We start from the raw sequence: 13,832 nt of genomic DNA on the forward strand, positions 1-13,832 counted from the left end.
AGTTCTAGGAGGGAAAAGCAATGACCATAATTGGAATTGTTCGGCATGGGATGACAGATTGGAACAAGGCGCGAAGATTACAGGGACAAACAAATGTCCCACTTAATGAAATCGGCAGGCAGCAAGCAAAGGCAGTCGCCAAACGGCTATTAGAAGAAGATTGGGATATTGTTATTTCTAGTCATTTAAGTAGAGCGTATGATACGGGAAATGCAATAGCTCAAACACTAAATATCCCGTTATTGGTAGATGAAAGACTACAAGAAAAAGGCTTCGGTGATTGTGAAGGAACAACGGAAGAAGATCGTCTTAAACAGTTTGGGCCTTCTTGGAAGGAATTGAATTTAGGCATTGAAAGTGATGCGGAAATAAGAAATAGAAGTGTCACATGCATTGAAGAATATTGTGCTCTTCATCCTGATAAGAAGATTTTGTTTGTTAGCCATGGCGCAACGATTAACCAAGTCGTTAAGGTTTTACTACAAGACGAATCCTTTGATCAAAGTTTTCGAAACACCTCGTTATCCATCTTTGAAAAAGAAAACGAAAACTGGGATTGTCAGTTAATGAATTGTGCAAAACATTTAGATGGGGAACGGGTATAATACATTTTTGCAAATCACACTCGAAAAAAGTTCCATTCGGGTGTTTTTTTAATACATCAAAAAAATCATCACTTCACTCAGTCTATTAATCCACTCTATTATCGTTTGTTTTCATATCGTAGTAATGTAAGAAATTTAATAGAAGGAGTGAAGTTGAATGGTAGATGTGTGTAACAGTTGTGAATGCGTGCCATATCAAAATATATGTGCATGCCCACCAATCCAAGGGATTTCTGTAGTCCAGCCACAGTGTCAAACACTTCCGACAGGTACTATTTCCCAAAATCCTTGTTTTGACGAAGAAGCAGATGTTTCTTATTGGACGTATAAGTTTTTAACGGATTCAACTCCAGGTCAATTAGTTAGTGGAATTAGCAATTTTGTTATTCCTATTTGTGAAACTATTACGGAAGAAGACATTAATGTATTGGAAAAAATTGATGGTTGTGGTGAATTTACGGAGGTAGCATTCACATTAGACGACACCGACCCAAATTTCGGTCCCGCACCAGAAGGATTTAATTGGTTAAAGGTTGAAACAGATGACCGTTATGATAAAGGTGTTTGTGTAGAATATCGACTTGAAATTGAAGGCAACTTTCCAGCATGTGCTCAACCTATAGGTGTGAAAGCTGGTCCAAATGATTTCTTCTTTGATTGTGAGGACTGTTATTTAGTTCCTTGCTGTGGTGCAGCTGAATTAACTGTAGATAAGACATGTGAATTAGAAGGAAATGTTGCGACGTTTAAGGTGTCCGTTTGCAACACAGGTGATACGACATTGGAAAATATTGAATTGTTAGATGTTGTCACCTTCCCAGAAAATTTACCGTATACCGAAATAACGGTGTCACCAAACCAACTTGAAGTGGATGAAATGGATGGACTAATTGAATTTTTCGGGAATATTGGCTCATTGGAACCAGGTGAGTGTACAAATCGTGAAATTCAAATTACTTTCGCTCCTACAGAGCCAGGTGAGTATGCAATTGAAAATACAGCAACTGCTGAAGCAGAGGATGGCACGTTAGGAACAGATACTTGTGACCTTGTTCTGGCAGTCGTTCAAGTGAGCGGGGATAAGTGCTGTATAGTGAATGGAAATAACATTCAATTTGTTCTGTCTGTGACAAATCAACCAGATTCACCTGCAACGAATGTCACCTTATTTGATACAATTTGTATCCCTGAAGGATTGACGGTAGAATTTGACTCATTTGGAACAGATTGTACAGCTTTTATATCTGAAACGGATACGCCAGTAGAGACAGGAGAAGAACTAGAAGGTCCATTATGCATTGACATTGTTTGTGAAACAGAACTTCCAGCTGATGGAGAAGTAGAAAAAGTTATTGAATTAACGATTGTTCAATCTACAACGTTTGGTCCTACTCCAATCACGAACGTCCTAAGTGATATCTTTATCACAGAAGACGATCAAGTAGAGTTAGAGCCAATAAATATACCAGCTGAAGCGGATGCTACGTTCACAGCGATGGTAGAGTGTGATACACCTTGTGAAAATGGCAATGGCACAGTCGAATCAACAGAATCAACGAGAAATGGAGCAGAAAATGGTCCAAATGCGATTGCAAGTATAAGACAATTCTTACGAGCAAATCGAAATAACAACAACTAAATCACAGTAATAATTAGGGGAATGACTCCATCTAGAGCCATTCCTCTTTTTCTACTCTTTTTGCTCTTTTAACGTTGGAGGTAAAAGCATTCTTTTAAAACAATGAAAAGCAAGGTAAAATGAAACAATAGAAAAAATCATGGAAAGGACAAGCTTATGTTACATGAATTTACTATCAAAATTCCCTATGGACAAGCAGATGAAATAACAGAAAAACTAAACGTTGTCGGCATATACAATGTATACTATGAGGCACCTATAGAAGTAGTGGTGATACCAAATGGCTATGATTTTGAGGAACAATCAGAAGAAAAGATAGACTTTAAAATATATGCCAGTGATGTAGAGGTGGAAAACCTACCTGCATCTTATTTTCAATTAATTGAAGAAAGCCTACATATGAAACAAAAGGACGTAAGCTATCAGTTTTTAACAAAGGTGGAATCCGACTTTTCCCTAGAGGATATCGATTTAGGAAATGGTTGGGTGATAAGTTATCCTGACTATAAAACGTATGAAAACAAATGTGTTTTAAAATTCGATCCCCAAGCAGCTTTTGGAACAGGACTTCATGAAACGACACAAGATTGTTTACGAATCATTTTAGAAAAGGATTTTGTTAGTCAATCTGTTTTAGATTTAGGGTCTGGGTCAGGTATTTTAACGACTGCAGCTGCCTTGAAAAATGCTAGGAAGTTAAAAGCGGTGGATTTTGAACCAGTAAGAAGAGAATTAGTACATAATTTTAAATTGAATGATTTACATAACGAATTAACGATAGAACAAGCAGATTTACTAGCTGGTGAATATAAAGTGAAAGATATCTACGACTGGACATTCATCAATATTGGGGCTGATGAAGCATTAGAGATTATCCAACGACACAGCTTACTGGATAAAAGCAAACATTTTATACTATCTGGCCTTGTTGAATGGAACATAGAAGGCGTATTGGAAACATTTTTAAGCGCTGGCTTTACCATTCAACAAAGACTACAGTCAGCCGAATGGGTAACACTACATTTTGATAAAAAAGGATAAAGGAAAGAGGAATGCAACATGAAAATGCAATATCGTTTTTACCTTATGTTATTTGTTTTACTTTTAACTGGATGTAATGACAGTGATAGCAGTATAAGTAGTCTAGTTAAGAAAGAAGACATTAGAGAATCGAACTGGGGTGCTACCCTAGACGATGTGTTAGAAGTAGAAAAAGAGAGATTTCAAAATATGGAACCTTTCATTATGAGGGAGGCTGATCGTCATAAGAATGCAGAATTTAAAAATGTCGATGTCATATTAGATGATGTGAAGTTTACGGATATAGAGGAGGAAAGAGTGTCCTTAGCTTATCACTTTTTTGCCCATCGATTTTATTCTGTTATGCAAGACGGGGAAGGTGGGGCACTAAAAATAATGAAGGAGCAAGATGCTAATTTAGAGGAACCGATTTTACTAAAGGCTTCTTATTCTTTTGATGTTGAGCCAACTCCACTTATTACTTATCAAGAAAGAAAAAAAGAATTCGGTGATAAATTAGTGAAAGAGTTAAAGAAAAAATATGGGGAACCTAATGTCATTGAAAACTTATACATATGGGAAACAGATAGAACTATCATTCGTTATTATTTATTTAACCTTGAATTGGAGGCTAAATATAAAGCAGTCGCTGATATAGCTGAATTCATGCAAGTCCCTCCTGCAGATTAAGCCAAATACCAGTGTAACTGATCTGGATTTTCTAACCGGGCAAATGCCTATTTTTAATTTTTTCGCCTCCAAACCCATACAAAATGACCTGATGTTTCATAAGGTATTGATGTAAGATATAAATTTGAATGAGGAGGTTTCCGTATGAGTGCTGTAGGCGGATATGGATATGGCGGCGGATTCGCGCTGTTAGTAGTATTGTTTATCTTGTTAATTATTATTGGTGCTTCTTGGGGCGGATATGGCGCATACTAAGCCCTCTTATGGAGCTTAACCAACACGAAACAATAGGGCTCTCTCCCAATGGAGGGAGTCTTTCCATTTTTAAAAAATCCATCTTTTACCAAGTCATTCCATGTATGGTTTTTTCATGAAAGTAAAATCTAAACAATGACTCTTGAAAAAATACATAAGAGGTGGATAAGATGGATATGCAGGAAAATCAGCTTGAAAATTACTTTGATCAATCCATTTTGGAGTTTAAGGAAGGTAGTGCAAGAATAAAAGAAAGACTTCCTGAAATGACGAAAGGCTTTTTTGATTTTACGGATGCATGCTTCAAAGAGGGTGAAATAAGTGCAAAACAGAAGCAACTTATGGCACTTGCTATAAGTATTTATTCCCAGGATGAATATTGCATTATGTACCATACAAAAGGTGCAGTGGAGCACGATGCGTCAGAAGAAGAGATTATGGAAACAATTGCAATTGCGGCAGCATTAGGTGGAGGAGCTGCCTTTTCGCAAGGTGTAACCCTTGCTGTAGATACTTATGATTATTATCAAATGAAGCATTAAGAATGAAGCCGTCACGGGTAAGTTAAATACCACGTGACGGCTTTTATGTTATTTTCCTATCAATGAATTACGGTAAGCTTCTACTTTTTGTTGAAGTTTTTTTGTTAAGGGTGCTAGCCAATCCGGTTGGTCTCCTGCTTCCTTAATATCTAAAGTGCGTAAAAGCCTACTAAACTGAATTAATTGATGCATTCTTGAAAAAAGCTGTAAATCTTTTAGCAGAGCCATATCTACTGTTAACTCTGTTTCATATCCTTTTATAAAAGTAGCCATCAAAGGATCATCTAAGGTTATTCCTCTGTCTAATAAATCTCTTAATGCAAATGCAATATCTGCTACAAACCAATAATTCGCAGATTCATCAAAATCAATCATACCGATTTCATTGTTTTCCCATCTTAAGTTATCGAGCTCAAAATCGTAATGAATTAAACCAAAATTATCGGAAGTGATAGGAAGCAGATCAGCCCATGTTTGGATTAATTCTAATTCTTGTAGGGCTTCCGTTTCTTCTTTCGGTAACATTTTTTTCACCTTTAAAAGTTGTTCTTTCCAGTTACTTCGCGCTGTTTTTAGTTCAACAGGTGCATCTTTGAAAGCTTGATGAAGTTGACCTAACGCCTTTCCCCAAATAAAATAATCTTTTTCATTCAGTTCTTCTACTTCTAATTGCTTCCCAGTAAAACCTTCAAATAAGACAGCGCAAAATGTCCCTATTTCTGTTTCAACAACTTCCATATAATTATTTGTTTTTGATAAAATAGGTTGTGCCGCTTTTACTTGCTTGCTTTTTAAATAATGTAAAATATTTAGTTCAGATTGAGTCGTTTGGAAATCGCGCTCTGATAGATCATTGAAACGTAAAAATCTTACCTTGCCATTTTGCTTACAAACAAAAATAAAATTGGCAGATGCACGAATGTAATAAACCGAACCCTCATCATATCCCCATCTGTCTAATATTTGCTCGGCTAGGGGACTTCTCCAGTTGTGATCAACTGTTGCAACTACTTTTTTCATCGTACTTAATTTCATCATACATTTTCATCCTCCAAATTTATAGAAGGTCACCTTAGAAAAAAATGGAGGGGGACTACGAGAGCATAAAAAAACACAGAATTACTTTTTCTAACCCTGTGCTGTGATTTCATACCAAAAAAGCCCACAACCTATGTAGGCTCTCAACTTTTGCGATATTTACAAAGTGAATAGACCGCTAGAGTGAGAGGCAATACATTTAGTTCCCAAGGTTAACTTCACTAATTTAAGCATTGCAATACCTCACTCCCTTCTTTAGAATTAAGGAAATTATACCAAATAACACCAAATTTGGTCAATTAGGTAATGAAGTTTCCTCTTGTAATGACTTTTGAATATGATTGGAAAAATGAGTTAGTTTCTCCATATCTGAAACATCCTCTTCAAATAGAGGAACCTTGATAAACGTTTGCTTTCTAAATGATTGTTTAATTTTATGCAGATAATTCTTCTCTTGTAGTCTTCGTTTTTGTAAGAAAACCCCATCAGCATGATCTGGAAGTACTTTATTAACGATAAGGGTACGCACGTGAAGATGGTACTTGTCCAATTGTTGGATTGCTTTTTCTGTTTCTAAAATTGGCAACCTCTCTGGTATTAACACAAAAGTAAACCCTGTCTTGATCGGATCTAGAATGATTTTCCGGACAGCAGCAAATTTATCTTTTCGTTGTTGAAGAACGTCATAAATTGGATCCTCCAGCGGCTCTCCATCATTTAATAGCTGTGTATAGTTATCGTTAATTTTTTTTCGTCTGTCCATCATCCCGTCTATCCAAACACTCATTAATTCTGGAAGGGTAAGTAACCGTATCGTATGCCCCGTAGGTGCTGTATCAAAAATGATTTTATCGTAATTTTCTTTTTCCTCTATAATAATTGAGACGATACGATCAAATAAAGCTGCTTCATCTGCCCCAGGAGAAGCGCTAGCCATATCAATTTGACGGTGAACCTCCTCTACCATACGGGATTTGACTAAACCCTTTAAGTTATCTTTCACCGATTCGATATATCTTTTCGCCTCCAACTCCGGATTAATCTCAATTCCCCAAAGATTGTTGGCTAACTTTGTTTTCCTATTGCCGACCTTTTGATGAAAAATATCCCCTAAATTATGAGCTGGATCAGTGGAAACGATTAATGTTTTCTCATTTCCTTGTGAGAAGGCTAAGGCAAGTGCAGCAGAAGAGGTTGATTTCCCAACACCGCCTTTTCCTCCTACGAAAATAATTTGCTTATTTTGTAATGTATTCAACATTAGTACCTCCTTTGTTCTATCAACTGTTGGTAAGCTATGCTAATTAACAACAACGAATTCCGTCCAATGGGGATTTTTCGATACCCATGCGCAAGTGCCAATCGTGAAACTTTTCGATTATATACGGATAAAGCTCTAGGGTGTAATAAAAGGCCGGATTCGGTATTCCGAGCATGTCGGAGTACAGGAGAAGTAAAAATAAATCATCCTCATCCCGCAGTTCCCGTGCTACCTCCGTTTTGTGGGGAAGGCTTAAAATTTCATCATATAATTGGAATAATTTTTTTAACGAACCTCTTTTTGACATCTTGTTCCATCCCCCCTTTATGCTACTAATATGTAAAAAAAGAAAAGGACAGACCCCATTGTGATAAAAACTTTGGAGTCTGACCCAATGTATTAGCTTTTAGGAAACGTGGTCATCCTTTTTTGATAGAGCAGAAATGGCAGTAAGCAAAATCCAAAGAGCAAATACTAATATAATAGCTCCGAAGATAAAGAGGAGCATATTTGCTTCTTCACCTCTAGCCCCAGACCAAACGAAGACGACTTGATTAATCATAGCCCACATGGTCATAAAGAGCAGGAACACCATCGGAATAAAGGCAGGCATATAGTTTCTGCCTTGGCGCTTTAGCCAAATTGCAATAAGCAATAAACTAATACCCGCAAGAAGCTGATTGGATGTTCCGAATAACGGCCATAATAGGTATCCACCAGAACCAAAGCCATTCGGTCCTTCTGGCAGTAATGTAAGCGCAGCACTTGACACAACTGCAATAGTAGTAGCAACATGTGTTTTTGTCATTGGTTTAATGTTGTATTCTAATCCAAGCTCTGCAATAATATAGCGCATTAGTCGAACGGATGAATCAAGCGTTGTTGCCGCAAAGCTCACTACAATTACGGAAACAATCGTAGAAGCAACTACTGCTGGGATTCCAAGACCAGTTGCTAGTTGGCCAGCACCTTGAATGAAAGTACCTAATCCAGCACCGTTTGCAGCCGTAAATCCGCTGTATGTTGCGGTAAATTCATCAATAGAAGGGAAGAAGGTTACTACCGCAATAATCGCGATAAGAGCTAGGGCTCCCTCACCAATAGCCCCTAAATAACCTACAAAACGTGCATCTGTCTCCTTGTCTAGCTGTTTAGAGGTTGTGCCTGAGGACACTAAGCCATGGAAACCGGAAATGGCACCACAGGCAATGGTAATAAAGAGTAATGGAAACCAAGAAGTGTCTGCGTTTGAATTCGTAACTGGTGCAGTAATTTCTGGATTTGTAAAAAGTAACCCTAAATATAAAATACCAAGACCTACAACTAATTGATGAGAGTTAATGTAATCCCTTGGTTGTAAAAGCTTCCATACAGGTAAAGTGGAAGCGATATAAACGTAGATCATTAAAATGATGATCCAAATAAAGAATGCCGAAGCGGTTGTGGATAGGCCGAATAAACCAGTACCATTTTCCCCGCCCATGTATTGAACGAAATCGATTTGTAAAGCTGGTACGTAGCTGGCAATAATAGCAGCAAGATACATAATAACTAAGGCAATTACGGAAGGAAGTAGCATTCCACCTTTGCGTTTATATACGCGATAGCCAATCCAAATAGCAAGAGGTATTTGAATAAACACAGCAATCACGCTTGCAGGGAAAGAAATAAATAACTTAGCAATAACCCAGGCGAACACAGCGTTTACCATTAAAACAAGTAATAAGATTATAAATAGGAATAAAATTTTTGCCTTTTGCCCAATTAATTTGTTTGCTAGCGTTCCGACAGACTGCCCTTTATTCCGCACCGAAAGAACAATGGTTCCGAAATCATGTACACCGGCTGCAAATACAGTACCGAGCACAACCCATAGTAATGCAGGTAGCCAACCCCAGTAAACCGCAATAGCTGGACCAACGATTGGAGCTGCCCCTGCAACGGATGTAAAGTGGTGCCCCCATAATACTAATTTATTGGTTGGAACGTAATCCACTCCATCGTTATAGCGATTTGCTGGAGTTACATAGTTTGGATCTAATTTATAAATCCTTTCGGCTAAAAATTTGGAATAAAAGCGATAACCAAAGAAGAAGATGATACCACCAAATACGGCTAACCAAATAGCACTCATTTTTATGTCCTCCTCTACAAAAATAGTAAGTGGAAAATTTGAAATCGCTTCCAAATCTCCTACTTACTACTTGTATATATTAAAAGGTGGGACAAATAATGCCTTATTTTTTAAATTTAATAGCCTAGGGCATGAAATTGATAGCCTCATATAGACTAATTGAGTTGATTGAGCAGTGGAAAAAGAAATGGTTCCGTAAAAACAACGAACATAAAAAATAGTAAACCGATGGAGCGTAGACATGTCTAGTTCACAATAATGGGAGAAAAAAAGTGGGTTTTCTACGTTAAATTTTAGGTCATGCCGCATAACATAGACTAAAGGTGGGATATAAATGACAAAAGATATTTTTGGCGTACCTGAAGTGATGGAAGGCGAGGCCACTGGCCGATTAAAGTTTATGTATGAGGACATCAAATTCATTTTAAAGGTTCCTATAGTAAACTTTATGTTTCGAACATTAGCATTGTATGAACAATTTTTAGTGCTAGGCTGGAATCAGATTCGACTTAATATGATAACGATCAATATGGAAAGGGCTGCACAAAAAATACGCTATCCTTCCATCGATGTACAAGTTCCTAAAGAAAATTGGAATCTTTATTACGATAAAGCCACTATTGAGAGAATAAAAAGAGTCATTTTTACATTTAACTATGTGAACACGAAGTTATTACTCATTGCTTCTGCTTGGGAAGAAAGTTTAGCGAACCGTCCAATAAAGGGTGGAGGAGATGTGGAAGGATATATTCAACCAGGGGTTATTCACCAGCTTCCAAACATTGAACTTATTTCTATACAACAGACTACTCCTCAAGTAAGAAGGCTCCTTTTAGATATCATGAACAAGCATCGTTCCTTTGATATAGCAAGCGATTTCCGCGCATTAGCAAAATATCCGATATTCTTAGAAAAGAGTTGGGAGGGATTAGACACATATGTAGGATCAGATCACTATCTTTTATTATCAAAAAAGATAAAAGAACAATCCATTACATTAGCCCATCAAATGCCCTTCTCGGTTACAATAAATCGCCCTCAATTAACACCTTTTTACTCCAATCGTGACATCGCTGGAATAATGGGAGTTGTTGCTATGTTTCAGGATTTCCTACCCGGGCTCATTATTGATGGTGAATATTTTAGAAGAATGATTTTATGAACATGTCAACCCCCTCCTTTTTAAACAACTGATTTTCATATGCAAATTTTAAAATTTAAGCGTCCATTTTTTCAAAATTCAGCTACAAACCCAAACATTATAAGTCCACTGTACATAGTGTGATTAGTGTAAGATATAAAAATGTTAAAAGGAGGATTTGATTATGGGCTTCGGATATGGCGGTTATGGATATGGCGCTTATGGAGCACCAGTTGCGGGAGCAGGCTATGGCGCAGGCTATGGTGCCGGCGGTGGCTTTGCGTTGATCGTAGTATTGTTTATCTTGTTAATCATCGTTGGTGCAACTTGGGCATACTAAGCCCATCATAAAATGAGCTACAAGTAAAAATAAGCTCCTCTGTGCATAAGCATGGAGGAGCTTTATCTTGTTCTAATAAGTTTGACTATTTCCAGGGCAATAACTTATGTTAAAACATATTGTTGGATGACCATTCTGCATAGGATCCACTACCATTACACCCTTGGCATTCAAAAGGTGCAGCATAGTACATTTCACTATGAGTGATATGGTGGAACCCTTTTCCAGCACAATCAGGACAAATTCCTAAGCTTTCCATTTCAGAAAGTTTTTTCTCGCGTCTGTTCTCACGCCATTCATTAACAGAACTCAAAAATCCCATTTTTTTCACCTCGTGGCAAATTTTTAATTTTAGGATGTGAAGAAATTGGAATTTTATACTTTACATTTGTTGGTCTTTAAAGATATTTCGTTTTTTCCTTAAACTCCGAAGTAACTATAGGTTTGTGTTATGATGAGTGCTATACGACGCTTCGGCAGAATACTTCGCTTTCCACGGGCACGGCCTCAGCCTCCTCGCGGAAAACCACCGCTGCGGGGTCTTCAGACACGTGCTATCCCGTAGGAGTCTGCGTATTCTGCCTACGCTAAGATTGATTTTCTAATTCAAGGATAGTGGTAAACCATATAGGCATGTTAGATTAATTCTTCTTTATCAATACGACTATATTATTAACTTTCCTTTTCCCAGCTCATCCGTACATTAAAGATAAGCACATGCTTAGCGAAGGAAATACACGTAGACTCCTACGGGACAGCGAAGACGTTGAGACCCCACAGCGAGCGTTCTGTGCGAGTGAGGAGGCTCAGCGCGAGCCCGTGGAAAGCGTAGTGTATTTCCGTAGCGGTTGGATTTGCACACATTTAGTTACGTCGCATTTACCATCAAAAGTTAGTAATATTTATTATGAAAAAATTTAAATAAATGTTTTACTAATAATGAGTACTTTGGAAAGATATGTAATAATAGATTATGAATTTAATAGTAAGTTACAAAGTGCATTTAAATTGGATGAGGTATGATGCTAGAAAAAGAGAGAGTATTTCCCGGTATTTCGGTTAGAAGTTTGATAATGTAACAGCAGCTATACTTAAAAAATTGGAGGAAAAGCTTTGCTATTTGAAAACAATAATTTATCCGTTCGATTACTAGAGGAAAAAGATAAAACTTGGTTAGTTAAATGGCTTTCCGACCCAAAAGTACTTCAATATTACGAGGGAAGAGATCGTCCCTTTGATTTAGCGTTAGTGGGAGAAAAGTTTTTCAGTAATAATCAAGCTGTGAACCGTTGTATTGTTTTATATGATGGGAAACCAATAGGTTACATTCAGTTCTACTTAGTAGAAGGAAAAGAAAGAGAGGAATATGGTTATCTCTCTCAAAGTGAAATTATTTACGGCACGGATCAATTTATTGGGGAAGTGGATTTTTGGAACCGAGGGATAGGGAAACTTCTCGTATCTTCAATAGTAGATTTTTTAACGAAGGATAGGAAGGCACACAAAATTGTGATGGATCCTCAGACTTGGAACGAGAGAGCTATAGCTTGTTATGAAAAATGTGGTTTTCAAAAAGTTAAGCTACTGCCTTTAAGAGAGTATCATGAAGGGACATATAGAGATTGTTGGTTAATGGAATATGATGCAAAATAGTTTTGTACATAAATTAAATAACGAATGATTGAGACTAGGACAATAAAAGTGTGCAGTAATGAAAAGGAAGGTGTAATACGATGAAAAAGTGGACGAAATCTATTCAAATTAATGCGCCGATTGAGAAGGTATGGGAATTATTTAATCAATCCTCTCTGGATAATATGCAAAAGCTTATGCCGAAAGTAGTAAGTCATAAACCGGTTAAGGAGACGGAACAGGTAGTAGGAAGTATATATAAGCAACAATATCAAGAAGGAAAGCGAATAGAGGAATACGATGTGGAAACTTTAGACTATGTTGATGAGTCATCCAACAAAAAGTTAAAAATTGGTTTCACACTTGCAAATCTTTTTAATATTACTGCAACCTATGAATTAATTAAAATTGATGATGAAAAAACGCTTTTTACGTATACAACTACGAACCAGGCATTAAAGTGGTATGTTAAAATCATGCTTTTCTTTGCCAATGATAAAGTAGTTAAAAAATTTATAAAAAGGGTAAAAAAGCTAGCAGAAGAATAAAAAGATCGCTAGCCAATTTCAATCTCTTTTGGAAGTTCATTTGGTGCATCTGGTACCTTTCTCGGTTTGTAATAAATGACTTCGGATGAATGAATAGTAATAGATAGTGTTCCTCCAACCACTTTTGCTTGGATCAAAAGTGGTTGATTATGAATATTTTTAAAAACAAAATCAGGTCCATACCAACTAACCGTTGCGTCTCTACCTGGAGGGACATATTGTACACTTTTACTATGCGAATACCGTTGAACAATTTTTGCTCCTGCTTGATCCACTGCATTATATAGAGTGGAGGAAACTTGACAAATACCTCCACCAATTCCTTCTGTTAATTCTCCCTTTACAATAACAGGGGCAGGAAGATAGCCTTTTTCTTCCGTCCTTTTTCCAACAACTTCATTAAAAGAAAAGGTTTCTTTCGGAAAAATAACGTGATTGTTAATCGCCTTTGTTGCGAGTTTCATGTTATGTGTGCGTTCTTCATTATGTTTATTAAAATACGTTTCGTACCGACCGATTTGTTGGGTCCGTATGCTTGCTAATAATTCACTATCTACTTTCGGATAAATGACTTTTCTTGGAACCTCTAACTCTGTTTTTCCACCAGTAAAATATAATTGGTAAAATTCTGCTCGGAAAAGTTCTTCGTCTAACTCATATCCAACTTCTCCTTGAACAATTTTCCCCTGTTTATTGATGGTTGCATTTTTTGGTTTTTCAAATACTTTTTTGTTTATTGACTGTACAAGCTCTTCGTATGTTTCGTGATTTAGAAAAGAATCCCCAAGAGCAGGGAAGGAATATGCAGATTGATCCAAGGTCATTATTTTTTGATTTTTATGTGTAATGAATTTATCAGTATTGTTTGCAAGTGTCGGATCAGTACTTAATAAGAAAAGTAGGGTAAGCAATGTGTGTGAAATCAACTAAATCAACCCCTAGTTATGTATTAATTTTAGCTTGTACAATAATTGGGAAAAGATGTTT

The 13,832-nt window shown here is 37.0% G+C and carries 16 protein-coding genes; 10 read left to right on the forward strand and 6 right to left on the reverse strand.

Going from position 1 to position 13,832, the window contains the following annotated elements; genetic code table 11:
• Positions 1–20: 20 nt before the first annotated feature.
• The 6 genes from HNQ94_RS08745 to HNQ94_RS08770 all read left to right on the forward strand — a co-directional run bounded on the left by HNQ94_RS08745 (position 21) and on the right by HNQ94_RS08770 (position 4,751).
• Entirely contained in the window at positions 21–605 is a 585-nt protein-coding gene (locus HNQ94_RS08745) for a histidine phosphatase family protein (protein ID WP_174495569.1), read from the forward strand.
• 157 nt (positions 606–762) lie between these two features.
• Complete coding sequence (locus HNQ94_RS08750) at positions 763–2,244, forward strand: COG1470 family protein (protein WP_174495568.1); 1,482 nt, start codon at positions 763–765, stop codon at positions 2,242–2,244.
• Positions 2,245–2,400: 156 nt separating this feature from the next.
• On the forward strand, positions 2,401–3,285 hold the full coding sequence (locus HNQ94_RS08755; RefSeq protein ID WP_174495567.1) for a 50S ribosomal protein L11 methyltransferase: 885 nt from the start codon (positions 2,401–2,403) through the stop codon (positions 3,283–3,285).
• A gap of 18 nt (positions 3,286–3,303) precedes the next feature.
• Positions 3,304–3,954 carry a plasmid recombination protein gene (locus HNQ94_RS08760; protein ID WP_174495566.1) on the forward strand — a complete coding sequence of 217 codons (651 nt, stop codon included), beginning with the start codon at positions 3,304–3,306 and terminating at the stop codon, positions 3,952–3,954.
• A gap of 144 nt (positions 3,955–4,098) precedes the next feature.
• Positions 4,099–4,209 carry a YjcZ family sporulation protein gene (locus tag HNQ94_RS08765; protein WP_174495565.1) on the forward strand — a complete coding sequence of 37 codons (111 nt, stop codon included), beginning with the start codon at positions 4,099–4,101 and terminating at the stop codon, positions 4,207–4,209.
• Positions 4,210–4,379: 170 nt separating this feature from the next.
• A complete protein-coding gene (locus tag HNQ94_RS08770) occupies positions 4,380–4,751 on the forward strand; it encodes a carboxymuconolactone decarboxylase family protein (protein ID WP_311771624.1) in 372 nt (123 codons plus the stop codon).
• A gap of 48 nt (positions 4,752–4,799) precedes the next feature.
• Here the strand turns inward: HNQ94_RS08770 and HNQ94_RS08775 are convergent, their stop codons facing one another.
• From HNQ94_RS08775 to HNQ94_RS08790, 4 genes are all read right to left on the reverse strand, one after another.
• Positions 4,800–5,789 carry a phosphotransferase enzyme family protein gene (locus tag HNQ94_RS08775; protein WP_174495564.1) on the reverse strand — a complete coding sequence of 330 codons (990 nt, stop codon included), beginning with the start codon at positions 5,787–5,789 and terminating at the stop codon, positions 4,800–4,802.
• 295 nt (positions 5,790–6,084) lie between these two features.
• Positions 6,085–7,050 carry an ArsA family ATPase gene (locus HNQ94_RS08780; protein ID WP_174495563.1) on the reverse strand — a complete coding sequence of 322 codons (966 nt, stop codon included), beginning with the start codon at positions 7,048–7,050 and terminating at the stop codon, positions 6,085–6,087.
• 43 nt (positions 7,051–7,093) lie between these two features.
• Positions 7,094–7,357: a cory-CC-star protein gene (locus HNQ94_RS08785; protein ID WP_174495562.1), complete on the reverse strand. Its 264-nt coding sequence runs from the start codon at positions 7,355–7,357 to the stop codon at positions 7,094–7,096.
• A 99-nt stretch (positions 7,358–7,456) separates the two neighbouring features.
• Positions 7,457–9,184: a carbon starvation CstA family protein gene (locus HNQ94_RS08790; protein ID WP_174495561.1), complete on the reverse strand. Its 1,728-nt coding sequence runs from the start codon at positions 9,182–9,184 to the stop codon at positions 7,457–7,459.
• 334 nt (positions 9,185–9,518) lie between these two features.
• On the opposite strand from HNQ94_RS08790, the gene HNQ94_RS08795 reads away from it, so the two are divergent.
• A complete protein-coding gene (locus HNQ94_RS08795; RefSeq protein WP_174495560.1) occupies positions 9,519–10,346 on the forward strand; it encodes a halocarboxylic acid dehydrogenase DehI family protein in 828 nt (275 codons plus the stop codon).
• Between the two features lie 163 nt (positions 10,347–10,509).
• The gene (locus tag HNQ94_RS08800) at positions 10,510–10,665 is read left to right on the forward strand and encodes a YjcZ family sporulation protein (protein WP_174495559.1); all 156 of its coding nucleotides are present in this window, start codon (positions 10,510–10,512) and stop codon (positions 10,663–10,665) included.
• Between the two features lie 109 nt (positions 10,666–10,774).
• Here the strand turns inward: HNQ94_RS08800 and HNQ94_RS08805 are convergent, their stop codons facing one another.
• Entirely contained in the window at positions 10,775–10,987 is a 213-nt protein-coding gene (locus tag HNQ94_RS08805) for a methionine aminopeptidase (protein WP_174495558.1), read from the reverse strand.
• Between the two features lie 791 nt (positions 10,988–11,778).
• Here HNQ94_RS08805 and HNQ94_RS08810 point away from each other — a divergent pair.
• Together HNQ94_RS08810 and HNQ94_RS08815 are read left to right on the forward strand one after the other, a co-directional pair.
• Entirely contained in the window at positions 11,779–12,318 is a 540-nt protein-coding gene (locus HNQ94_RS08810; protein WP_174497850.1) for a GNAT family N-acetyltransferase, read from the forward strand.
• A gap of 80 nt (positions 12,319–12,398) precedes the next feature.
• Entirely contained in the window at positions 12,399–12,845 is a 447-nt protein-coding gene (locus HNQ94_RS08815) for an SRPBCC family protein (RefSeq protein ID WP_174497851.1), read from the forward strand.
• Between the two features lie 8 nt (positions 12,846–12,853).
• Here the strand turns inward: HNQ94_RS08815 and HNQ94_RS08820 are convergent, their stop codons facing one another.
• Positions 12,854–13,768 carry a VanW family protein gene (locus HNQ94_RS08820; protein WP_174497883.1) on the reverse strand — a complete coding sequence of 305 codons (915 nt, stop codon included), beginning with the start codon at positions 13,766–13,768 and terminating at the stop codon, positions 12,854–12,856.
• Positions 13,769–13,832 lie beyond the last annotated feature (64 nt).

Source organism: Salirhabdus euzebyi (genome assembly GCF_014207435.1).
GTDB lineage: Bacteria > Bacillota > Bacilli > Bacillales > Alkalibacillaceae > Salirhabdus > Salirhabdus euzebyi.